This window comes from Streptomyces harbinensis, assembly GCF_900116145.1.
Lineage (GTDB): Bacteria > Actinomycetota > Actinomycetes > Streptomycetales > Streptomycetaceae > Streptomyces > Streptomyces carpaticus.
Map to the genome: position 1 here is coordinate 19093 of NZ_FPAB01000005.1, position 22628 is coordinate 41720.

23 protein-coding genes are annotated in these 22628 nt (G+C 73.0%); 14 read left to right on the forward strand and 9 right to left on the reverse strand.

Annotated features, from left to right (window positions below; translation table 11 throughout):
* Window positions 1-48: 48 nt before the first annotated feature.
* A complete protein-coding gene (locus BM385_RS15045) occupies window positions 49-501 on the reverse strand; it encodes a gamma-glutamylcyclotransferase family protein (protein ID WP_019431454.1) in 453 nt (150 codons plus the stop codon).
* A 141-nt stretch (window positions 502-642) separates the two neighbouring features.
* Between BM385_RS15045 and BM385_RS15050 the strand changes: the two genes are divergently transcribed.
* Complete coding sequence (locus tag BM385_RS15050; protein WP_078575701.1) at window positions 643-2073, forward strand: NAD(P)H-quinone dehydrogenase; 1431 nt, start codon at window positions 643-645, stop codon at window positions 2071-2073.
* A gap of 169 nt (window positions 2074-2242) precedes the next feature.
* Entirely contained in the window at window positions 2243-3145 is a 903-nt protein-coding gene (locus BM385_RS15055) for a DeoR/GlpR family DNA-binding transcription regulator (protein ID WP_254791593.1), read from the forward strand.
* Window positions 3146-4187: 1042 nt separating this feature from the next.
* On the opposite strand, the gene BM385_RS15060 is transcribed toward BM385_RS15055, so the two are convergent.
* A complete protein-coding gene (locus BM385_RS15060) occupies window positions 4188-5966 on the reverse strand; it encodes an ATP-binding protein (RefSeq protein ID WP_026047014.1) in 1779 nt (592 codons plus the stop codon).
* Between the two features lie 407 nt (window positions 5967-6373).
* The gene (locus tag BM385_RS15065; RefSeq protein ID WP_106438330.1) at window positions 6374-7009 is read right to left on the reverse strand and encodes a nucleoside triphosphate pyrophosphatase; all 636 of its coding nucleotides are present in this window, start codon (window positions 7007-7009) and stop codon (window positions 6374-6376) included.
* Window positions 7010-7174: 165 nt separating this feature from the next.
* Between BM385_RS15065 and BM385_RS15070 the strand changes: the two genes are divergently transcribed.
* Genes BM385_RS15070 through BM385_RS15080 form a run of 3 tightly spaced genes read left to right on the forward strand, consistent with a single transcriptional unit; the run spans window position 7175 to window position 10384 of the window.
* Entirely contained in the window at window positions 7175-7999 is an 825-nt protein-coding gene (locus BM385_RS15070) for a polyphosphate polymerase domain-containing protein (RefSeq protein ID WP_019431449.1), read from the forward strand.
* Window positions 7989-8666, forward strand: a complete 678-nt coding sequence (locus tag BM385_RS15075; RefSeq protein ID WP_019431448.1) for a DUF4956 domain-containing protein — start codon at window positions 7989-7991, stop codon at window positions 8664-8666. Before BM385_RS15070 ends, BM385_RS15075 begins: the two co-directional genes overlap by 11 nt.
* On the forward strand, window positions 8666-10384 hold the full coding sequence (locus BM385_RS15080) for a CotH kinase family protein (RefSeq protein ID WP_093843361.1): 1719 nt from the start codon (window positions 8666-8668) through the stop codon (window positions 10382-10384). Before BM385_RS15075 ends, BM385_RS15080 begins: the two co-directional genes overlap by 1 nt.
* 35 nt (window positions 10385-10419) lie before the next feature.
* On the opposite strand, the gene mmpB is transcribed toward BM385_RS15080, so the two are convergent.
* The 3 genes from mmpB to BM385_RS15090 are packed head-to-tail and all read right to left on the reverse strand — an operon-like array spanning window position 10420 to window position 12477.
* The gene (gene mmpB, locus BM385_RS26550; protein ID WP_019431446.1) at window positions 10420-10563 is read right to left on the reverse strand and encodes a morphogenic membrane protein MmpB; all 144 of its coding nucleotides are present in this window, start codon (window positions 10561-10563) and stop codon (window positions 10420-10422) included.
* A 55-nt stretch (window positions 10564-10618) separates the two neighbouring features.
* The gene (locus tag BM385_RS15085; protein ID WP_019431445.1) at window positions 10619-10825 is read right to left on the reverse strand and encodes an acyl-CoA carboxylase subunit epsilon; all 207 of its coding nucleotides are present in this window, start codon (window positions 10823-10825) and stop codon (window positions 10619-10621) included.
* Between the two features lie 53 nt (window positions 10826-10878).
* Window positions 10879-12477: an acyl-CoA carboxylase subunit beta gene (locus BM385_RS15090; protein WP_019431444.1), complete on the reverse strand. Its 1599-nt coding sequence runs from the start codon at window positions 12475-12477 to the stop codon at window positions 10879-10881.
* A gap of 157 nt (window positions 12478-12634) precedes the next feature.
* On the opposite strand from BM385_RS15090, the gene BM385_RS15095 reads away from it, so the two are divergent.
* From BM385_RS15095 to hutH, 6 genes are all read left to right on the forward strand, one after another.
* Window positions 12635-13492: a biotin--[acetyl-CoA-carboxylase] ligase gene (locus tag BM385_RS15095; protein ID WP_093843362.1), complete on the forward strand. Its 858-nt coding sequence runs from the start codon at window positions 12635-12637 to the stop codon at window positions 13490-13492.
* A gap of 165 nt (window positions 13493-13657) precedes the next feature.
* The gene (locus tag BM385_RS15100) at window positions 13658-14725 is read left to right on the forward strand and encodes an adenylate/guanylate cyclase domain-containing protein (protein ID WP_019431442.1); all 1068 of its coding nucleotides are present in this window, start codon (window positions 13658-13660) and stop codon (window positions 14723-14725) included.
* A 4-nt stretch (window positions 14726-14729) separates the two neighbouring features.
* The gene (locus tag BM385_RS15105) at window positions 14730-15527 is read left to right on the forward strand and encodes an enoyl-CoA hydratase/isomerase family protein (RefSeq protein WP_019431441.1); all 798 of its coding nucleotides are present in this window, start codon (window positions 14730-14732) and stop codon (window positions 15525-15527) included.
* Between the two features lie 16 nt (window positions 15528-15543).
* Window positions 15544-15768, forward strand: coding sequence for a DUF397 domain-containing protein (locus BM385_RS15110; protein ID WP_254791595.1), 225 nt, complete (start codon window positions 15544-15546; stop codon window positions 15766-15768).
* Window positions 15769-15879: 111 nt separating this feature from the next.
* The gene (locus BM385_RS15115) at window positions 15880-16980 is read left to right on the forward strand and encodes a GGDEF domain-containing protein (protein WP_037755058.1); all 1101 of its coding nucleotides are present in this window, start codon (window positions 15880-15882) and stop codon (window positions 16978-16980) included.
* 76 nt (window positions 16981-17056) lie between these two features.
* Complete coding sequence (gene hutH / locus BM385_RS15120) at window positions 17057-18625, forward strand: histidine ammonia-lyase (RefSeq protein WP_019431438.1); 1569 nt, start codon at window positions 17057-17059, stop codon at window positions 18623-18625.
* 14 nt (window positions 18626-18639) lie between these two features.
* Here the strand turns inward: hutH and BM385_RS27175 are convergent, their stop codons facing one another.
* Complete coding sequence (locus BM385_RS27175) at window positions 18640-18816, reverse strand: hypothetical protein (RefSeq protein WP_019431437.1); 177 nt, start codon at window positions 18814-18816, stop codon at window positions 18640-18642.
* Window positions 18817-18953: 137 nt separating this feature from the next.
* Here BM385_RS27175 and BM385_RS15125 point away from each other — a divergent pair, with 137 nt between their 5' ends.
* The 3 genes from BM385_RS15125 (at window position 18954) to BM385_RS15135 (ending at window position 21127) form a co-directional block, all read left to right on the forward strand.
* On the forward strand, window positions 18954-19280 hold the full coding sequence (locus BM385_RS15125; RefSeq protein WP_192817026.1) for a hypothetical protein: 327 nt from the start codon (window positions 18954-18956) through the stop codon (window positions 19278-19280).
* A 169-nt stretch (window positions 19281-19449) separates the two neighbouring features.
* Complete coding sequence (locus BM385_RS15130; RefSeq protein WP_254791597.1) at window positions 19450-20709, forward strand: L,D-transpeptidase; 1260 nt, start codon at window positions 19450-19452, stop codon at window positions 20707-20709.
* Between the two features lie 82 nt (window positions 20710-20791).
* Complete coding sequence (locus BM385_RS15135) at window positions 20792-21127, forward strand: helix-turn-helix domain-containing protein (protein WP_093843365.1); 336 nt, start codon at window positions 20792-20794, stop codon at window positions 21125-21127.
* A gap of 13 nt (window positions 21128-21140) precedes the next feature.
* Here the strand turns inward: BM385_RS15135 and BM385_RS15140 are convergent, their stop codons facing one another.
* Both BM385_RS15140 and BM385_RS15145 read right to left on the reverse strand, forming a co-directional pair.
* On the reverse strand, window positions 21141-21758 hold the full coding sequence (locus tag BM385_RS15140) for a ClpP family protease (protein ID WP_019431433.1): 618 nt from the start codon (window positions 21756-21758) through the stop codon (window positions 21141-21143).
* A 1-nt stretch (window position 21759) separates the two neighbouring features.
* Window positions 21760-22398 carry a ClpP family protease gene (locus tag BM385_RS15145; RefSeq protein ID WP_019431432.1) on the reverse strand — a complete coding sequence of 213 codons (639 nt, stop codon included), beginning with the start codon at window positions 22396-22398 and terminating at the stop codon, window positions 21760-21762.
* Between the last annotated feature and the right edge of the window lie 230 nt (window positions 22399-22628).

The window sequence follows — 22628 nt, forward strand, 5'->3', positions numbered from 1 at the left end:
GCGTAGACGAGCAGCTGATCCGACCTGGGTGACCGGCCCCGCGGGCGGTCAGCAGGGGCGCTTGCGCAGTTCCATCACATAGTCGTGCGGGGCCCCGGCCGACTCGGCGGCGTCCGCGACCTCGCCGAGGTAGCGGGCGGAGGGCAGCCCGCCCTCGTACCCGTTCAGCACGTAGACCCACGCCTGGGCGTCGCCGTCCAGGGTGTGCACCCGGATCCGCATCCGCCGGTAGATGCCCAGACCCACCCCCTCCCAGCGGTCCATGGCGTCCTCGTCCATCGGCGCGATGTCGTACAGCGCGACGAAGACCCCGGCGCCCGGGCCGTCGTCGGGGACCGCCTCCACGATGGTGGCGAGCGCCCCCTCCCAGCCCATGTGCTCACCGCCGAAGGTGAGCCGCCAGCCCGTGATCCAGCCGGTGCCGCGCAGGGGGGAGTGCTTGGCGCGGCGGGCCATCAGCCGGGCATCGAGGTTTCCGGCGTATGCGGCGTAGAGCGACATGGAACCGAGCGTACGGGAGTGGTGCGGGTCATCGGCTGAGCCGTACGTTCCTGTCCGCCTTCGCACGGGCTTCGCAACGCCCCGGTCTGACAGGTCACAGTCAGGGGGTCGCACGTTCCCCGCGCGGTGCCATAAGGGACACTGGGGTATGTGACTCGGATCGTGATCATCGGTGGCGGACCTGGCGGCTACGAGGCGGCACTGGTGGCCGCGCAGCTCGGCGCGGAGGTGACCGTGGTCGACCGGGACGGTCTGGGCGGCGCCTCGGTGCTCACCGACTGCGTGCCGTCCAAGACGCTGATCGCCACCGCCGAGGTCATGACCAGCTTCGACTCCTCCCACGACGAGCTGGGCATCCTGCTGCCCGGCGGGGAGGGCCCGGCTCTCGCCGTGGACCTCGGGAAGGTCAACCGGCGGGTCAAGCGGCTCGCGCTGGCCCAGTCGCAGGACATCACCGCCTCCGTCACCCGCACCGGGGTCACCGTGCTGCCGGGCCGGGGCCGGCTGGCCCCGCAGCAGGCGCCGGACGGTTCGCGCCGGGTGTCGGTCACGCACCCGGACGGCAGCGAGGTGGAGCTGGTCGCCGACGCCGTGCTGATCGCCACCGGCGGGCACCCGCGCGAGATCCCGGACGCCCGCCCGGACGGGGAGCGCATCCTCAACTGGACGCAGGTGTACGACCTCGCCGAGCTGCCCGAGGAGCTGATCGTGGTGGGCTCGGGCGTCACCGGCGCCGAGTTCGCCGGCGCGTACCAGGCGCTGGGCTCCCGGGTCACGCTGGTCTCCTCGCGGGACCGGGTGCTGCCGGGCGAGGACCCGGACGCCGCCGCCGTGCTGGAGGACGTGTTCCGGCGGCGCGGCATGAACGTGATGGCGCGCTCGCGGGCGGCGGCGGCCAAGCGGGTCGGGGACCGGGTGGAGGTCACGCTCGCCGACGGCCGGGTCATCTCCGGCACGCACTGCCTGATGGCGGTCGGCGCGATCCCGAACACCGCGGGCATGGGCCTGGAGGAGGCCGGGGTCCGGCTGAAGGAGTCGGGCCACATCTGGACGGACCGGGTCTCGCGCACCTCGGCGCCCGGGGTGTACGCGGCGGGCGATGTGACCGGGGTGCTGGCGCTGGCGTCGGTGGCCGCGATGCAGGGCCGGATCGCGATGTACCACTTCCTCGGGGACGCGGTGGCCCCGCTGAACCTCAAGACGGTCTCGGCGAACATCTTCACCGACCCGGAGATCGCCACCGTCGGTTACACCCAGGCGGACGTGGACGAGGGCCGGATCGACGCGCGGGTGGTGAAGCTGCCGCTGCTGCGCAACGCGCGCGCCAAGATGCAGGGGGTGCGGGACGGTTTCGTGAAGCTGTTCTGCCGTCCCGGGACCGGGATCGTGGTCGGCGGCGTCGTGGTGTCTCCGCGGGCGAGCGAGCTGATTCATCCTATTTCGATCGCCGTTGACAACAGTCTGACCGTAGAACAGATCGCAAAAGCGTTCACCGTGTACCCGTCCCTGTCGGGTTCGCTCGCCGAAACGGCGCGGCAGTTGCAGACGAGCAAGGTCGCCGAGGAACAGTAGACACTGGTCAGCGCGGGTTGCGCGAAGCAGGCGCCTCTGGCATATATCACGCCGGGGGCGCACGTACAGACAACTTCGGTAATTCCCCGCAACCTGGTGAAACCAGACGGTCGTTAGGGTTACTGTCGGTTCCGTGTTCGCTGCAGAACGTCGTCAGATGATTCTCGAAATGGTGCGAGCCAACGGGGCCGTGTCGCTCCGCGAGCTCGCCCGCGTCGTCCAGACCTCCGAAGTGACCGTGCGGCGCGATGTGCGCGCCTTGGAGGCCGAAGGACTGCTGGACCGCAGACACGGTGGTGCGGTCCTGCCCGGCGGCTTCGCCCGGGAGTCCGGGTTCCCGCAACGCTCGCTGGCCGTCACCGCCGAGAAGGCCGCCATCGCCGAACTCGCCGCCTCCATGGTGACGGAGGGTGAGGCCATCGTGGTCGGTGCCGGCACCACCACGCAGGAACTGGCCCGCCGGCTCGCCCGGGTCCCGGGGCTGACGGTGGTCACCAACTCCCTGCTGGTGGCCCAGGCGCTGGCCCACGCCAACCGGGTCGAGGTGGTCATGACCGGCGGCACCCTGCGCGGCTCCAGCTACGCGCTGGTCGGCAGCGGCGCCGAACAGTCGCTGCAAGGGCTGCGCGTCACCCGGGCGTTCCTCTCCGGGGCCGGGCTCACCGCCGAACGCGGCCTGTCCACCTCGAACATGCTCTCCGCGAGCGTGGACCGGGCGCTGGCCAGGGCCGCTTCGGATGTCGTGGTGCTCGCCGACCACTCCAAGATCGGCGCGGACACCATGCTCCAGACGGTGCCCACCGAGATGATCACCCACCTGGTCACCGACCAGCCGCCGCCGGACTGTTCACGGGCCGGTACGGAGCTGGAGGCGCTCGCCGACCAGGGCGTACGCATCTCGGTGGCGGGCGGCACCGGCCGGGCCCAGCCGGGCGAGCGGGAGCGCACGCTCCCCGGCCCCCGTGGCGCCCAGCCGCCGCACGGCAAGCCACCGCTGTCCGGCCCGCCGCCCATCACACCGCCCTCCGCCCAGCAGCGCCTGTCCGACCTGGCGGCCCAGCGCCGCCGCTGACCCCCCCGGGGCCACGGCGGCGCAGGCGCAGGCGCCGGCGTCGGCACGGGCGCGCGGGGACCGGCGGAGCGTGGCGCCGGCCGGCCGGCCGCGGGTGACGAGGAACCGTACGCGGGGGCGATCCCGCCCGGCTCACCGAGCCGGCGCGGCAGGGTGTTCCGGCGGTGCCGCGCGAGAGCGGCCTACCGCCCCTCGGCGGACCGGCACGCCCCGGGGTGGAGTCGCCGGTGCCGGCGGGTCACGCCGACACGTACCGGCCGACGGCCGGACCGTCGCCGCAGCCTTTCGACGGCCGCGTTGGCGGACGGCGCGGACCGGCGTGAACGCGGGCGGACGCGCGCCGTGAGGGCACCGGCCATGCGCGCGGGTGAACCGCCGCACAGCGGCAGCGGTGTGCCGCGCGGCGTGGAACCGCCCCGGACTCCCCGGAAACGAACCGGCCTTCCGCCTCCCGCACACGCACCTCCCGCAGCGGGCCGCCCGATCGTCGGCGGCCGTGGTGCCACGGACGAACCCCTCCGGGGGTCGGGGGCGGAGAAGACGGCCAGAGACGCGTCGTCGGTGACGTCCGCACGTCCGCACGTTCGCCGTCCGCCGCCCCCGTCCGCACGTCCGGGCCGCCCGGCGGCCGTCCGGCCGCGCCGGGTTGGTGGCAGCCGGGACGCTCGCCCGTCCGCCGCTTCCGGGCGGTGCTCCGCGCACGCCGATCCCGGGCGCCGCCGTCCGGTACGACGGTCCGTCCCCCCGGCCGGTGCCCTGGGCATGCGGGCGGTGTCCCGCGCACCGCCGTCCGTCACGCGGGTCCGTCCGCCGGTTCCCCGGGCACGCGGGCGGCGTCCCGCGCACCCCCGCCCGTCCCGCGCGGACCGGCCGCACGGCCCGCGCGCCCCGGCACGCTCACTTCCCGCAGCGGGCGGCAAGGCCACCGCACGGCCCCCGCGCCCCGGCACGCTCACGTCCCGCAGTGGGCGGCAAGGCCACCGCACGGAGCCCCCGGCCGCCGGGCGAGGCGGCCGGGGGCTCCGGCAGGGGCGGGGCGCCCTCAGTCCTTGATGTCGCAGATCGCCGCGCCCGACGACAGCGCGCCGCCGACCTCCGCCTTCAGGTCCGTGACGGTGCCGGCCCGGTGGGCATTGATGGGCTGCTCCATCTTCATCGCCTCCAGCACCAGGATCAGCTCGCCCTCGGCGACCTGCTGGCCCTCCTCCACCGCGACCTTCACCACGGTGCCCTGCATCGGCGAGGCCAGCGTGTCCCCCGAGGCCGCGCTCGCCGCGCGCCGGCCGGCCTTGCGCCGGGCCGGCTTCGCGCCGCCCGCCACCGCCGCCCGCGCCAGCGGCATCGCCAGCGTGGCCGGCAGCGACACCTCAAGGCGCTTGCCGCCGACCTCGACGACCACCGTCTCGCGGGTGTCGCTCTCCTCCTCGGCCGTGGCGGCGGCGCCGAAGGGCTCGATGGTGTTTTTGAACTCGGTCTCGATCCACCGGGTGTGCACCGCGAACGGCTTCCCGGCCGTCTCCTCGGACACCTCCGGCGCGAACGCCGGATCGGCCACCACCGCGCGGTGGAACGGGATCGCGGTGGCCATCCCCTCCACCTGGAACTCGGCCAGCGCGCGCGCCGCCCGCTGGAGCGCCTGCTCCCGCGTCGCACCGCTCACGATCAGCTTCGCCAGCAACGAGTCCCACGCCGGACCGATCACCGAACCCGACTCGACCCCCGCGTCCAGACGGACCCCGGGACCGCTCGGCGGCACGAAGGCCGTCACGGTGCCCGGCGCGGGCAGGAAGTTGCGGCCCGGGTCCTCGCCGTTGATGCGGAACTCGAAGGAGTGCCCGCGCAGCGGCGGGTCGTCGTACCCCAGCTCCTCGCCGTCCGCGATCCGGAACTGCTCGCGCACCAGGTCGATCCCGGTGACCTCCTCGGTCACCGGGTGCTCCACCTGGAGCCGGGTGTTGACCTCAAGGAAGGAGATGGTGCCGTCCTGGCCCACCAGGAACTCGCAGGTGCCGGCGCCCACATAGCCGGCCTCCTTGAGGATGGCCTTCGACGCGCGGTACAGCTCGGCGTTCTGCGCCTCGCTCAGGTACGGGGCCGGGGCCTCCTCCACCAGCTTCTGGTGCCGCCGCTGGAGGGAGCAGTCACGGGTGGAGACCACGACCACATTGCCGTGCGTGTCGGCCAGGCACTGCGTCTCCACGTGGCGCGGCCGGTCCAGGTAGCGCTCCACGAAGCACTCACCGCGCCCGAACGCCGCCTGGGCCTCGCGGACGGCCGACTCGTACAGCTCGGGGACCTCTTCCAGCGTGCGCGCCACCTTCAGGCCGCGCCCGCCGCCGCCGAAGGCCGCCTTGATGGCGATGGGCAGCCCGTGCTGTTCGGCGAAGGCCACCACCTCGTCCGCGCCGTTCACCGGGTCGGGGGTGCCGGCCACCAGCGGCGCGCCGGCCCGCTGCGCGATGTGCCGGGCCGCCACCTTGTCGCCCAGGTCGCGGATCGCCGCCGGGGGCGGGCCGATCCAGGTCAGCCCGGCGTCCAGCACCGCCTGCGCGAACTCCGCGTTCTCAGAGAGGAATCCGTAGCCGGGGTGGATGGCGTCGGCGCCGGAGTCGGCGGCTGCCTTGAGGACCTTGTCGATGTCCAGATAGCTGGTGGCCGGGGTGTCACCACCCAGGGCGAACGCTTCGTCGGTGGCGCGCACATGGACGGCCTCCCGGTCCGGCTCGGCGTAGACGGCAACGCTGGCGATGCCGGCGTCACGGCACGCCCGGGCGACGCGGACGGCGATTTCGCCGCGGTTGGCGATGAGCACCTTACGCACGATGGCTCCCTCCTTGGAACAAGCCGAGTTTAGGTACTGACGACACCCCGCGCCGAGTCGCCCGGATGAGTGAGCTTTTCCGCACGGTGGGTGAGGGAGCGTGGAACGAGGTGCCTGCTGCCCTGCGATACCACGGTACGCGCCCGGCTCGGCGCCACCTCGTGCGGTGCTCGGCTGAGGCCCGGATGGGGGCGGACAGCGCACCCGGATTGTTGGGACTCCATAAACGCGGCCCGGATTCTTTTTCGCGGGCGGCCGGGCCCGCGCCCCCGTGGGCGCGGGAGGTGCGCGGGAGCCCGCCCGCCGCGCCGCCCGGCCGGTGCGATGTGCTCCGCTCCGTGTCCCGGCGCGGACGAAACGTGGCGGCCGGCCGCGTGGCGGTGCTCACCGGTGCACCGGCGCCCCTCTCAGTCCCGGTCCCACAGCTCGTCGACCCGGACGCCGAGCCGCCCGAGCAGGGTACGCAGCAGGGGCATCGACAGCCCGATCACATTGCCCGGGTCGCCGTCGATGCCGTCGATGAACGGCGCGGAGCGGCCCTGGAGGGTGAAGGCGCCCGCCACGTGCAGCGGTTCACCGGTGGCGACGTACGCGGCGATCTCCGCGTCGTCGGGTGTGCCGAAGCGGACGGTGGTGGCCGCCACCGCCGACTCCGCCCGGCCGGTGACGGTGTCGATCACCCGGTGGCCGGTGAGCAGGTCGGCGGACCGGCCGCGCATCGCCTTCCAGCGAATGACGGCCTCCTCGGCGGAGCCCGGCTTGCCCAGGGCCTCCCCGTCCAGGTCCAGGACCGAGTCGCAGCCGATGACCAGCGCCCCGGCGGCCCGCGGCAGCGCGGCGACGGCCGCGGCCTTGGCCTCTGCCAGCACCTGGGCGAGCGCGCGCGGGGACGGGGCGCTCAGCGCGTCCTCGTCCACGCCGCTGACGATCACCTCGGGGGCGAATCCGGCCTGCCGCAGCAGCCCGAGCCGGGCCGGTGACTGCGAGGCGAGCACCAGGCGGCGCCGGGTGCCGGGGGCGGGGGTGCGGGGCGCGGTGTCCATGCCGGCCAGCGTATCCAGCGGGGGCACCGGCCCGGTCCCGGCCGGTCGCGAACGGCGCCGGATGCCGTTCATCCCAACGCTTCAGACCGTTCACAGGCGGTTCTTATTCGTTTCTCATCTCGGCCTTGTTGGTTGGCCCTTCGGATTCGATCGAACGGAGGATGGATGGCCGCCGACGACGACGAGACCGGGCTCGCCCGGGGCGTGGCCAGCAGGCTGCACGCGTTCAACCGCTACGAGATCAAGTACCTGGTGGCGAACGAGGACGTGCCCGCGATCCGCTCGGAGCTGGCCCGCCGCATGGACCGGGACGAACACAGCCCGCCGGGTGGGTACGGGGTGTGGAGTCTCTACTACGACACCCCGGCGCTCCGCTTCTACTGGGAGAAGATCGAGGGCCTGAAGTTCCGGCGCAAGCTGCGGATCCGGCACTACGGCGAGCTGGACGCGGTCACCGACGACTGCCAGGTCTTCGTTGAGATCAAACAGCGCGTGAACCGGGTGACCCAGAAGCGCCGGGTCCGGCTGCCGTACGGGGCGGCCCGTCGGCTGTGCGACGGCCGCGAACTCGTCGATCCCGGCCCGTTCGGCCACGAGGTGGTCGATCTGCTCGTCCGGCTCGATCTGCGGCCCACCGTCATCACCGGCTACCGCCGTGAAGCGCTCAAGGGCCGCGACCAGGACGTGGGCCTGCGGGTGACGTTCGACAGCCGGATCCGGGGACGCGACCGCGACTTCCACTTCGGCGCGGCGGCGGAGAACCGTTACATCATCCCGCCCCGGCTGACCGTGATGGAGGTCAAGGTCAACGAGCGCGTCCCGTACTGGATCACCGACCTGATGGCGCGGCGCAGCCTCAGCGTGGTCCGCGTCTCCAAGTACGTCCAGAGCGTGGAGGCCCACGGCAAGGCCCCGCGCTCCGTCTTCCACGTCCGTGAGGAAGCCCTCCCGGACCCCGCCCTCCAGAAGGAAAACGCCCGTGTTCTCTGAACTCCAGGACCTCAGCGGTACGTTCAGTGTCGCCGACATCGTGCTCTCGCTGGTGATCTCGTTCGCGCTGAGCATGATGGTCGGCTACGTCTACCGCGCCACCCACCGCAATGTGTCCTACAGCCAGTCGTATGTGCAGACGCTGGTGATCATCGGCGTCATCGTGGCGATGATCCTGCTGGTCGTCGGCTCCAACCTGGCCCGGGCGTTCTCGCTGGTCGGCGCGTTGTCGGTGGTGCGGTTCCGCAACGCCATCAAGGAAACCCGGGATGTCGGCTTCATCTTCCTGGTGATGGGCCTGGGCATGGCCTGCGGCGCCCGGTTCTACGCGCTGGCCGTCATCGCCGGCATCACCATCTGCGTGATCATCCTGGTGATGCACAAGTTCAACATGTTCCAGCTGAACGTGCAGCGCCAGGTCGTCAAGGTGCAGGTGCCGGCCGGTGAGGACTACACCCAGCGCATCCAGGACGTCCTGATCGACTTCACCACCGAGTTCGAGCTGGTCAGCACCGAGTCGATACGCGGCGGGGCGCTCAGCGAGGTCTTCTACACCGTGCGGATGAAGAAGGGCCGGCAGCCGGGCGCCCTGGTGGCGGCGCTGACGGAGCGCACCATGGGCCAGCGGGTGACCGTCCTGACCGGCTACGACCAGACGGACCTCTGATGACGGGCGACGGCGGGCGGGCCCGGCTCGTCCACCGGTTGCCGGTGCCGCTGCGGCAGCACTGGAAGCCGGTGGCGGCGCTGGCGGTGACGCTGGCCCTGCTGCTGGTGTACTTCGGCGACACCCGGGTCTCGGCGCTGGTGACCAGCGCCTCGGACGGCGACGGCGAGCAGATCACCCAGAACATCGCGGGCATCACCGACCTCTACGACAGTGCCGCCGAGCACACCGTCTCGCTGGAGTACGACGAGGCCGACTACCAGCGGCTGATCACCGCCTTCCAGGAGGACGGCGACAAGGAGTGGATGGAGGCCGATCTCACCATCGACGGCACGTTCATCGAGTCCGTCGGCGTCCGGCTGAAGGGCAACTCCACGCTCAGCTCGCTGGGCGGCGAGGGCATGGGCGTCTCGGGGCTGCGGATCGTGGGACCGGACGGCGAGGAGCTCGACCCGGCGGACATCGCCCTGCCCGAGGAGGGGGTCGCGGGCGGCGGGGGGATGAACATGATCGAACTCTCCCCCGATGAGCCCGAGAACCTGCCCTGGCTGATCAAGATCGACCAGTACATCGAGGGCCGCGCTTACCAGGGGCACACCGAGATCTCGGTGCGGCCCGGCACGGACGAGAGCCTGGCGCTGAACGAAGCGCTCATGCTGTCGCTGATGGACGACTCGGGGCAGGTCGCGGAGCGGTACGCGTTCTCCACCTTCACCGTCAACAACCGCCCGGCCGCCACCCGGTTGCTGGTGGAGAACCCGAGCACCGGGTACGCCACCGAGCAGATCGACGGCAACGGGGTGCTGTACAAGGCGCGGGCGTCCAGCAGTTTCGCGTACGTCGGGGACGATCCGACCGACTACCAGGACCAGTTCAAGCAGATCACCAAGAAGGGCAGCCAGGACCTCCAGCCGCTGATCAATCTGATCAAGTGGGCCGAGGAGGCGAGCGACGAGGAGTTCGCGGCGGGGCTGGGCGACCGGGTCGACCTGGATTCGTTCGCGGCGTACGTGGCGACCCAGAACCTGCTCATGAACTTCGACGACATGAGCGGTCCCGGGCAGAACTATCTGCTCTGGTACGACCTGGACACCAAGAAATTCTCGGTGCTGGGCTGGGACTTCAACCTGTCGCTGAGCGGGGACGCCACCGCGGGCCCGCACGACCAGGCGTCGATGGGCGGATTCGCCAGGGGGACGCTGCCGGAAGGTGCTCTCCCGGAGGACGGCGCGTTCCCGGAGGGCGCCTTCCCGGAGGACGGCGCGTTCCCGGACGGGGTCGAGATCCCGGAGGGCGCCTTCCCGGACGGTGCGTTCCCCGACGGCGGCGGCCCGGGCGGCGGCGGCCGGATGCCGCCGGGCGGCGACCGCGGCGGCGAGGACGGCGGCGCGGGTGGTGGCCCGCGGTTCGTCGGCCCGGACGGCGAGGAAATCGCACCGGACGGCGACGGGGAGATGCGCGGGATGGGCGGCAACATCCTCAAGGAACGCTTCCTGGAGCTGGACGCCTTCGACGACGTCTACCTCGACGCCTACCACGACCTCTACCAGCAGTGGTTCGCCTCCGGCAGCGCGCTGGAGGCCCTGGACGCGGTACTGGAGGCGGCCGGGGCCAACGGCGCCGACCCGGACGCCCTGGCGGCCACGGCCGACCAGCTGCGCGCCACGCTCACCGAGCGGGCCACCGCACTGGCCGCCGACGAGACGGTCACCGGCTGACCCCCGGCCGGACGACCGATGACGCAGCCGCCGGCCTACGCCGGCGGCTGCGCCAGCATCACCAGCGAGGTGCCGATCAGCCCGGCCAGGGCGATCACCCAGCCCACCCGGCGCAGCATCGCCCGGGTGGTCCTGGCTTCCCGGGAGGGCTCCTCGCGGCGCATGTCGGACCACAGCATCCTTCGATGGTCCCGCGCGAGCGGCCCGGCCGCCTGAGTACGGCTACTCAGATCGTCACCCGCGCGGCCCGAACGCGGCCTGCCACGCGCCGGGCCCCGGCGCCGGCAGCGGGCGGCGCACCGCCTGCCGCGGGCCGGCCCACCGCTGGCGCGGTGCCTCGGCGGCGGTGGTGCCGGCCGCGGCCGAGGCCCGCGCCTGCATCACCGCGACCGCCGCGGCCAGTTCCTCGGGGGTCGGATTGCCCCGCACGACACGGATCATGAGCGACTCCTCCTTCGGTTCCCCGCCTGTCTCCCGGCTTCCCGGCTCCCGGTCTACAGCGGGATGTTGCCGTGCTTCTTCGGCGGCAGCTGCTCCCGCTTGGTCCGCAGCGCCCGCAGCCCGCGCACGATGTGCCGCCGGGTGTCGGCCGGCATGATCACCGCGTCCACGTAGCCGCGCTCGGCGGCGACGTACGGGTTCAGCAGCGTGTTCTCGTACTCGGCGGTCAGCCGGGCCCGTTCCGCCTCCCGCTCGCCCTCGTCCTCCAGCGCGGCCAGCGTGCGCCGGTGCAGGATGTTCACCGCGCCCTGCGCGCCCATCACCGCCACCTGGGCGGTGGGCCAGGCCAGGTTGAGGTCGGCGCCCAGGTGCTTGGAGCCCATGACGTCGTAGGCGCCGCCGAACGCCTTGCGGGTGATCACGGTGATCAGCGGGACGGTGGCCTCGGCGTACGCGTAGATCAGCTTGGCGCCGCGCCGGATGATGCCGCCGTACTCCTGGTCGGTGCCGGGCAGGAAGCCGGGCACGTCCACGAACGTCAGCACGGGGATGTTGAACGCGTCGCAGGTGCGGACGAAGCGGGCCGCCTTCTCGGAGGCGTTGATGTCCAGGCAGCCGGCGAACTGGAGCGGCTGGTTGGCGACGACCCCGACCGGCCGGCCCTCGACGCGGCCGAAGCCGGTGATGATGTTGGGCGCGAAGAGCGGCTGCGTCTCCAGGAACTCCCGGTCGTCCAGCACCCCTTCGACGACCTGGTGCATGTCGTAGGGCTGGTTGGCGGAGTCCGGGACGAGCGTGTTGAGCTGCCGGTCGTCCTCGTCCGGCTCCAGGTCCGCCTCCTCCTCGGGGAAGGCGGGCGGCTCGGCGAGATTGTTGGACGGCAGGTACGACAGCAGCGCCTTGACGTACTCGATGGCGTCCTTCTCGTCGCCCGCCAGATGGTGCGCGACGCCCGAGACGGCGTTGTGGGTGCGGGCGCCGCCCAGTTCCTCGAAGCCGACGTCCTCCCCGGTGACCGTCTTGATCACATCCGGTCCGGTGATGAACATGTGCGAGGTCTGATCGACCATCACCGTAAAGTCGGTGATCGCGGGGGAGTAGACGGCACCGCCCGCGCACGGGCCCATGATGAGCGAGATCTGCGGGACGACGCCCGAGCCGTGCACGTTACGGCGGAAGATCTCGGCGAACAGGCCGAGCGCCGTGACGCCCTCCTGGATCCGGGCCCCGCCGCCGTCGTTGATGCCGATGATCGGGCAGCCGGTCTTCAGCGCCCAGTCCATGACCTTGACGATCTTCTCGCCGTACACCTCGCCCAGCGAGCCACCGAAGACCGTGAAGTCCTGCGAGTAGACGGCCACCGGGCGGCCGTCGACGGTTCCGTAGCCGGTCACCACCCCGTCCCCGTACGGGCGGTTGCGCTCGATGCCGAAGGAGGTGGAACGGTGCCGGGCGAACTCGTCCAGCTCGGTGAACGACCCCTCGTCCAGCAGCGCCAGCACCCGCTCGCGCGCCGTCCCCTTCCCCTTGGCGTGCTGTTTGGCCACCGCCCGGTCGGAGCCGGCGCGCACCGCCTCCGCCACCCGCAGCCGGAAGTCCTCGATCTTGCCCGCCGTGGTGTGCAGGTCGGGGCTGGTGTCCTGGGGCGACAATTCGGGCACGGTACGCGGCTCCTACTCGTCCTCGGGTGGGCTACCGGAAAGTAGCGTATCCAGGGCACGGCCGGGCCGGCGGTGCGGCGTGGATCACAGCGCGAACCGGCCAAAGATCGCGCGCCTCGCCGGGGCACGCACGGCCTAGGGTGAGCCCATGACCCCTCCCCCCGGCCGCTGGTCCGACCTGGACCGGCCCCCGCTCAACGCCCGGGCCCTGCGCACCGCCCTGGTCCGTCCCGCCGCCCTGTGGACCGGCCTCACGGTGGTCGAGTCCACCGGCTCCACCAACGCCGACCTGGCGGCAGCGGCGACCTCCGGCGCGGCGGCACCCGGCACCGTTCTCGTCGCCGAGGAGCAGCTGAGCGGACGCGGCCGGCTGGACCGGCGGTGGAACGCCCCGGCCCGCTCCGGTCTGTTCGTCTCCGTGCTGCTCACCCCCGGCCACGACGTACCGGCCGAACGCTGGGGCTGGCTGCCGCTGCTGGCCGGCGTCGCCGCCGTCACCGCGCTCAGCCCGGTCGCCGAGGTGGAGACCGCCCTGAAGTGGCCCAACGATCTGCTGGTGACGGTGGACGGCACCGAACGCAAGCTCGGCGGCATCCTCGCCGAACGGGTGACCCTGCCGGACGGCACGGCCGCCGTCGTCCTCGGCATGGGCGTGAACGTCTCGCTGCGCGCCGACGAGCTGCCGGTACCGACCGCCGGCTCACTGCTGCTCGCGGGCGCCCGCACCACCGACCGCGACCCCCTGCTGCGCGCCCTGCTGCGCTCCCTCGCCGACTGGTACGGCCGCTGGACGGCGGCCGGCGGCGACGCGAGCGCCGCCGGACTGCTCCCGGCGTACGCGGCCTGCTGCGCGACGCTCGGCCGCACCGTGCGCGCCCTGCTGCCCGGCGGCGCCGAGGTACGCGGCGAGGCGGTGGCCCTGGACGGCACCGGCCGGCTGGTGATCGCCGACGCCGACGCCGTACAGCGCCCCGTCGACGCGGCCGACATCGTGCACCTGCGGTGATCGCCCGGCAACGCCCCGCGTGACTTAGGGCACACCTGCCGTAGGGTTGTGCGATGGACAGCACGCGATGGGCGTGAGCGAGCAGGAACGGTAGGGCGGCGGCAGTGCGCAGCGGAGGGAACCCCACCCCGGTGGCGTTCGCGTGGGCGTGGGCGAGGGCGGGCAGTGACCGTGGCTGATGCGGATGGCGCCCCGCCCGACGGAACCGGTGACGATACCATCGCGCTGCGCATCGAGCAGCTGATCATCGGATCCGAGCGGCAGTACACCCCGTTCCAGGCGGCGCGTGCCGCCGGGGTCTCGCTGGACCTGGGCACCCGCTTCTGGCGGGCGATGGGCTTCCCGGATGTGGGGCAGGCCAAGGTGCTCACCGAGGCGGACGTGCTGGCGCTGCGCCGGCTCGGCGGTCTGGTGGAGGCCGGGCTGCTGAGCGAGTCGATGGCGATCCAGGTGGCCAGGTCCACCGGGCAGACCACGGCCCGGCTGGCGGACTGGCAGATCGACTCCTTCCTGGAGGGCCTGATCGAGCCGCCGGAGCCGGGCATGACCCGCACCGAGGTGGCGTACCCGCTGGTGGAGCTGCTGCTGCCGGAACTGGAGGAGTTCCTGGTGTACGTGTGGCGCCGCCAGCTGGCGGCGGCCACCGGCCGGGTGGTCCAGGCGCAGGACGACGCCGAGATGGTGGACCGGCGGCTGGCGGTGGGCTTCGCCGACCTGGTGGGCTTCACCCGGCTGACCCGGCGTCTGGAGGAGGAGGAGCTGGGCGAGCTGGTGGAGGCGTTCGAGACGACCGCCGCCGACCAGGTCGCGGCGCAGGGCGGGCGGCTCATCAAGACGCTGGGCGACGAGGTGCTGTTCGCGGCGGACGACGCGGGCACGGCGGCCGACATCGGGCTGCGGCTGGTGGAGACCCTGGGCGACGACCCGATGATGCCGGAGCTGCGGGTCGGTATCGCGTTCGGCACCGTGACGACGCGGATGGGCGACGTCTTCGGCAACACCGTGAATCTGGCGAGCCGGCTCACCTCGATAGCGCCCAAGGACATGGTGCTGGTGGACGGCGCCCTGCGGGACGAGCTGACCTCGGCCGGGCTCGCCCCGGAGTCGGAGAAGACGGTGAGCGCGCGGGACGCGCGCGCCTACCGGTTCGCGCTCCAGCCGCTGTACCAGCGGCCGGTGCGCGGGCTGGGGATAGTGGAACCGTGGCTGCTGTCGAGACGAGGCGGGGAGTGAGCCGGTGAGGTACGGCGAGTGGGTGGAGGTCCGCCGGGACGCGGACACCGGCGTGGCGGAGCTGGTGCTGGACCGCGTCCCGGCGATGAACGCCGTCTCGACGGCGATGGCGCGCGGTATCGCGGAGGCGTGCGCGGCGCTGGCGGCGGCACCGGCCCGGGAGGTCCGGGCGGTGGTGCTCAGCTCCACCCACGAGCGGGCGTTTTGCGTCGGCGCGGACCTCAAGGAGCGCAACGCGCTGAGCGACGCCGAACTCGGCCGCCAGCGCCCGCTGGCGCGGGCCGCGTACACCGGTGTCCTCACCCTGCCGGTGCCGGTGATCGCAGCGGTGCACGGGTACGCGCTCGGCGGCGGCTTCGAACTGGCGCTCTCCTGCGATCTGATCGTGGCCGACCCGACGGCGGTGGTCGGGCTGCCGGAGGTGACGGTCGGCGTGATCCCGGGCGGCGGTGGCACCCAGCTGCTGCCGCGCCGGGTGGGCGCGGCGCGGGCGGCGGAGCTGGTGTTCACCGGCCGCCGGGTGGCGGCGCAGGAGGCGCTGTCGCTGGGCCTGATCGACCGGCTGACGGGGGAGGGCGAGGACCGTACCGAGGCGCTGGCGCTGGCGTCCCGGATCGCGGCCAACTCCCCGGTCGGGCTGCGGGCGGCCAAGCGGGCGCTGCGCTCCGGGTTCGGGCTCGACCTGCCGACCGGTCTTGAGGTGGAGGACGCGGCCTGGCGCACGGTGGCCTTCTCGGGGGACCGGGCGGAGGGTGTGGCGGCGTTCAACGAGAAGCGCACCCCGGACTGGCCGGGGGAGTAGCCGGGTAGACCTGTCCGTGACCCGACACAGCACGGAGGGCGGGGTGGTGGGCGTGGAGCGGCAGCCGGCCGTCAGATGGCGCAGGAGTTCGTACTCGCTGAAGGGCAACTCCGAGTGCGCGGAAGTGGCCAGGTTCCCCGGCGGTGCGGTCGGGGTCCGGGACTCCAAGCGGGGCGACGGCCCGGTGCTGCGGTTTCCGCGCCCGGCGTGGACGGCGTTCCTGGCCACGGTCACCGGCTGAGGCGGCCGGCCCGTCCTTCGCTCCGTCCGCCGCACCGTCCGCCGCCCCGCGTCCGCCGGGGTGGAGCAGGCCGCCGGGCGGTGCCCGCGCGGCGCGCATAGCCTGAGGCGCATGGACGCTTCCAGGGTGCGGGCCGTCGCCGCGCTGGTGGCCGCGATGGCCGGGGCGGTGCGCCTGCCGGAGGTGGCGCGGGCGGCGGCGGAGGGCGCCCGGACGGCGCTCGGCGGGTCGTTCGCGGCGCTGTCGGTCTGGGAGCGCGAACGCGGCCGGCTGCGGGTGCTGGTGAACACCGGCCGGCTGGTGGCCGGCGAGGAGGAGTTCCCGGCGGACGAGTCGTACGCGGTGCGGGACTTCCCGGAGATCGCGCTCGCCTCCCCGCACGAACCCCGGGCCTGGGTGGAGCGGGCCGACGGCCCCCGGCGCGGGGCGGCGCTGCGCCGGCAGGGGCGCGGCTGCTGTGTGGCGGCGCCGGTGGTGCTGGCCGACCGCGCCTGGGGCGAGCTGTATGTGGCGCGGGACGCGGGGGCTGCGGTGTTCACGCCGGACGAGGCGGAGTTCGCGGCGGTTCTGGCCTCGGTCACGGCCACCGGTCTGGCCCAGTACGAGCGGCTGGAGCGGGTGCGGCGGCTGGCGTTCACCGATCCGCTGACCGGGCTCGGCAACCGCCGCGCGGTGGACGAGCGCCTGGCGGAGGCGGTGGCCGCGCACCGGTCGGGCGGCGAGCCGCTGACGCTGGTGGTCTGCGACGTCAACGGCCTGAAGAAGGTGAACGACACCTACGGGCACGCCGCCGGGGACCGGCTGCTGGAACGGTTCGGGCGGCTGCTGTCGCTGTGCGCCGCCGCGTTCCCCGGGGCGCTCGCGGCCCGGCTCGGCGGGGACGAGTTCGCGCTGGTCGTCACCGGCCACCCGGACACCGAGGTGGAGGCGGCGGTCGACGGGCTGTGCCGCGGGGCGGCGGGGCTCGCGCTGGGCGAGGGGGTGGCCTGCGGCATCGCCGGTACGGGTGAGGGGGTCGGCCCGCCGCCCACCGCGCGACGGCTGTTCCGGCTGGCGGACGCCGCCCAGTACCGGGCGAAGGCCACCCACGCGCCGGGCCCGGTGGTGGCCGGGCGCGGCGCCGAGGGCCGGGCGGCGCTGCGGATGGCGGACGCGCCGGCCGTGTACGCCCCCGGTGAGCCCGAACGGCGCAGGTTCCGGGGGCGGGAGTGACCCGGCGCCGTACGTCCGGTTCCGGCCCCCTCTGTGACGGTTATCGATTCACTCTTTAGGCTCTGTGAATATGGCTATGCACTCCCTCGTGGTCGGCCCCTCCGGCACCACCCCCGCCGATGTCGTCGCCGTCGCCCGGCACGGCGCCCGCGTCGAACTCTCCCCCGCCGCCCGGACCGCGATGGCCGCCGCCCGCGCCGCCGTGGAGGACCTCGCGGCCCGCCCCGAACCCGTCTACGGCGTCTCCACCGGCTTCGGCGCCCTCGCCGTCCGCCACATCAGCCCCGAACTGCGCGCCCGCCTCCAGCGCAACATCGTCCGCTCGCACGCCGCCGGGATGGGCCCGCGCGTGGAGCGCGAGGTGGTCAGGGCGCTGATGTTCCTGCGGCTGAAAACCCTCGCCTCCGGCCACACCGGGGTACGGCCCGAGGTCGCCGACACCATGGCCGCCGTCCTCAACGCCGGCATCACCCCCGTCGTCCACGAGTACGGATCGCTCGGCTGCTCCGGCGACCTGGCGCCGCTGTCGCACTGCGCCCTCACCCTCATGGGCGAGGGCGAGGCCGAGGGCCCCGACGGCCGGATCCGCCCCGCCGCCGAACTCCTCGCCGAACACGGCATCAGCCCCGTCGTGCTGCGCGAGAAGGAAGGTCTTGCGCTCCTCAACGGCACCGACGGCATGCTCGGCATGCTGCTGATGGCCTGCGCCGACCTGGCCGGCCTCTTCACCGCCGCCGACATCACCGCGGCCCTCACCCTGGAGGCGCTGCTCGGCACCGACCGGGTGCTCGCCCCCGAACTCCACGCCATCCGCCCGCACCCCGGACAGGCCGTCAGCGCCGCCAACATGCTGCGCGTCCTGGCCGGCTCCGGCCTCACCGGCCACCACCAGGACGACGCCCCGCGCGTCCAGGACGCCTACTCGGTGCGCTGCGCCCCGCAGGTCACCGGCGCCGGCCGGGACACCCTGGAGCACGCCCGGCGGGTGGCCGGGTACGAACTGGCCGCCGCCGTCGACAACCCGGTGGTCGTCCCGGCGGCCGGCGGCCGGCCCGCGCGGGTGGAGTCCAACGGCAACTTCCACGGCGCGCCGCTCGGCTACGTCCTGGACTTCCTGGCCATCGCCGTCGCCGATCTCGCCTCCATCACCGAACGCCGCACCGACCGGCTGCTGGACAAGAACCGCTCGCACGGCCTGCCGCCGTTCCTCGCCGGCGACGCGGGCGTGGACTCCGGACTGATGATCGCCCAGTACACGCAGGCCGCGCTCGTCAGCGAACTGAAGCGGCTGGCCGTACCCGCCTCGGTGGACTCGATCCCGTCCTCCGCGATGCAGGAGGACCACGTCTCGATGGGCTGGTCGGCGGCCCGCAAACTGCGGACGGCGGTGGCCGGGCTGACCCGGGTGATCGCGGTGGAGCTGTGCGCGGCGACCCGGGCCCTGGAACTGCGCGACGGGCTGGCCGCCCAGGGCCTGCGCCCGGGTCCTGCCGCCCGCGCCGTGCTGGAGGCGGTCCGGGCGGCGGGGGTCGGCGGGGCGGGCGAGGACCGCTATCTGGCGCCCGATCTGGCGGCGGCGGAGGAGTTCGTCCGCGCCGGCTCACTGGTGGCGGCCACCGAGGCGGTCACCGGACCGCTCGGCTGACCCGCCCCCTGCCGCTACTCCTCGGCGGGCACCTGGTGCTCGCTGACGGCGTCGTTGCCCACCGCGTCCTCGCCGCCGGCCTCGCTCCCGGCGTGCGCGGTGGGCATCAGCCAGACCAGACCCAGTACGGCCGCGGCGACGAGGCCGGTGATCAGCGGCTGGTTGTTCGGGGTAGCACGGTGCTCGGCCACGGGGGCCTCCTGGGGACGGAGCGGGGGGAGCGGGGGGTGGGGGTGTAGCGGTGGCTGGGGTGGTGCCGAGAGCGATGTTAGGCGCCCATGCGGGTCGCGGGGAAGAGCTGTCCGAGGCGGCGGTTACTCTCCGTGTCATGAGTAGCAGCGAAGAGATGTACCCGATCGCGGCCGAGGCGGCGCGCCATGTCCGGGTCCGGGTGGACATGGTGCTGGAGCTGACGGACGCGGACGAGGTGATCCGGGCCGCCTGGGCGCGGATCCACGGGGACGAGCAGATGCCGGAGCTGGAGCGCCGGCAGGCGGCGGACGCGGTCGCGCAGGACCCGGCGGAGGCGATCGCGTACCTGCTCGACCCGGTGGATCTGGTGGCCGAGGTGCCGGGGGTGGAGCTGGCGCAGGCGTCCTGGAGCAGCGAGCTGGCGGAGTACGATCCGGAGGAGACGTGGGACAGTGACGACTAATAGGACAAAGATTCCCTAAAAGGGGGAACGGTTCGAACGCCGCCCGCGTTGTCACGCGAGATGCCCGGACGAATGATCCCAAGGGCGTCTTTTCCGCGCGAAGCAGAGCAACGCAATGCCGCCGGGGCCGCCGTCACCGGGAGCCCCGGCGGGGATGGAGTGGCTGACGATGAGGGACGGCATGCGGCGCAGGGGCGCCGCCGGTGTGGCGGTGCTGCTGTCCGGAGTGCTCACTCTGGGCGCCTGCGGTCTGCGGGGCGGCGACGGCGACGGGGCGGACGACGCCAAGGCCGGCCGGCCGACGGCGTCGGAGAGCGACGCCGCCTCGGCCGACATCTCGGACGCGGACATCTCCATCACCCCCGGTGACATGGCGGACAACGTCGGCATCACCGACAGTGTCGCCGTCCATGTGACAAACGGCACACTCGACACCGTCACCATGCGGGCCATCGACAGCGACACCGAGGTGCCCGGCACCATATCCGCCGACGGCACCGGCTGGAGCCCCGACGGCCAGCTCTCGCGGGCCACCCGCTACGAGCTGGTCGTCCAGGCCGGCGACGGCCAGGGCCGCAAGGCGCACGAGAGCGCCACCTTCACCACCGTCTCCCCGGACAACAGCTTCATCGGCAACTTCACCCCCGAGGACAACTCCACGGTGGGCGTCGGCATGCCCATCTCGCTGAACTTCGACAAGGAGATCACCAACAAGGCCGCCGTCGAAGCCGCCGTGGAGATCAACACCAGCAGCGGCCAGGACGTCGTCGGACACTGGTTCGGCGACAAGCGCCTCGACTTCCGCCCGCAGAACTACTGGCAGGCCGACACCCACGTCACCGTCACCCTGGACTTCAACGGCCTCGAAGGCGCCCCCGGCATCACCGGCGTCCAGGACCGCACCTTCAGCTTCGACGTCGGCCGCTCCCAGATCAGCACCGTCGACGCCAGAACCCACCAGATGACGGTGGTCCGCGACGGCCGCACCCTGCGCACCGTGCCGATCTCCGCCGGCAGCGAGGAGAACCCCACCTACAACGGCGCCATGGTGATCTCCGAGAAGTTCGAGGAGACCCGCATGAACGGCGCCACCGTCGGGTTCACCGACGACGACGGCAAGGGCGAGTACGACATCCCGGACGTGCCGCACGCCATGCGGCTCTCCACCTCCGGCACCTTCATCCACGGCAACTACTGGAGCGCGCCGGAGATCTTCGGCTCCACCAACACCAGCCACGGCTGCGTCGGCCTCGCCGACGTCCAGGGCGCGGGCGACCCCGAGCAGGACGCCGCCTGGTTCTACGACGAGTCCCTGCTCGGCGACGTGGTCATCGTCGTCAACTCGCCCGACGAGACCATCCAGCCCGACAACGGCCTCAACGGCTGGAACATGGACTGGAACGAGTGGCAGGCCGGCAGCGCCCTGTAACACCCCTCGGCGGCGGCGGATTTCGCGCCGGGCGAAACCCCACGGGGGTCCCCGCCCGGCGTTCGCCTTCTACGCTGAGGAGATGACCAGCCACCCGTACCAGCCGGCCGGCGAGCCCCTGTGGCGGCACCTCATCGGCGAGGTCCTGCGCCGTGAGCGGCTGGCCCAGGGCCGTACCCTCAAGGACGTGGCCGAGGCCGCCCGGATCTCCATGCCCTACCTCTCCGAGCTGGAACGCGGGCGCAAGGAGGCCTCCTCCGAGATCCTCGCCGCCGCGGCCCGCGCCCTCGGCCTCACCCTCGCCGACCTGCTGGCCCTCGCCCACCGGGAACTGGCCGGCCCGGCCCGGGTCACCTCCCTCACCCGGCCGGCCGCCCCCGTACGGCAGGCCGGTCAGACCCTGCTGCTGGCCGCCTGAACCCTTCCGGTGCTCAGGTGGCGGTCACCATCGCCGCCGCATCCCGCCGGGACAGCACCTGGTCGGCCAGCCCGTACGCGACCGCCTCCTGCGCCGTGAACACCCGGTCCCGGTCCAGGTCCGCCCGCAACTGCGCCACCCCGCGACCGGTGTGGCGGGCCAGCACCTCCTCCACCTGCGCCCGGATCCGCGCCAACTCCTTCGCCTCCAGGCTCAGATCGGAGATCGTGCCCCGCCGCCCCCCACTGGCCGGCTGCCCCAGCAGCACCCGCGCGTGCTCCAGCACCACCCGCCGCCCCGGCTCCCCGCCCGCCAGCAGCACCGCCGCCGTCGAGGCCGCCTGCCCCACGCAGAACGTGGACACCGGCGCGGTGATGAAGCTCATCGTGTCGTAGATGGCCATCAGCGACGTGAACGAGCCACCCGGCGAATTGATGTACAGCGAGATCTCCTGCTCCGGCGCCGCCGCCTCCAGATGGAACAGCTGCGCGATCACCACATTGGCGACCCCGTCGTCGATCTCGGTCCCCAGGAAGATGACCCGCTCGGACAGCAGCCGGCTGTAGACGTCGTACGCCCGCTCCCCGTTCGGCGTCCGCTCCACCACGGTCGGAATCGTGTACTGCGCCATCTCAGAACCCCGCCTTCCGCGCCCCGCCGGCCGGCCGCACCTCGTCCAGCGAGGTCACCACCCGGTCCACCATCCCGTACTCCAGCGCCTCCTGCGCCGTGAACCACCGGTCCCGGTCCCCGTCCCGGCGGATGGTCTCCTCGCTCTGCCCGGTGTGCTCGGCGATGATCCGCTCCATGGTCCGCTGGGTGTGCTCCAGGTTCTCCGCCTGGATCGCGACATCGGCGGCGGTCCCCCCGATACCCGCCGACCCCTGATGCATCATGATCCGCGTGTGCGGCAGCGCGTACCGCTTCCCGGGCGTGCCGACGGTCAGCAGCACCTGCCCCATGCTGGCGGCGAACCCAACGGCCAGGGTGGCCACATCATTGGGGATCATCCGCATCGTGTCGTAGATCCCGAGCCCCGCGTGGACCGAGCCGCCCGGGCTGTGGATGTACAGCAGAATCCCGGCCCGCGGATCCTCGGCGGCCAGCAGCAGCAACTGCGCGCACACCCGGTTCGCGGACGTCTCGTCCACCTGGGTCCCCAGCATGACGATCCGCTGGTCCAGCAGCCGGTCGGCCAGCTGATCATCGAACCGGGACGGCGCCGTATCACCCTCCCCGGCCCACGGCCCCCTCGTACGCACCACGGACATCGCACCCTCCTCAGCGACAAGCGGCGCCCTTCGCCGCCCTCACCCCCCACCATCGGCGCCCCCACCCCGGAACGGGACCCTTCTCTGCCTGCCGCAGATTCGCCGATGGCAGAGGGCCCCTGTCGGCCGGACACCCGGTTCGCGGATCAGGGTCGGAGCGTCGCCGTCGCGGTGCGGTGTGAGGTTCCCCGGGTGGTGTCCGGTGAGGCGTTCCACGACGCTCGACGGGG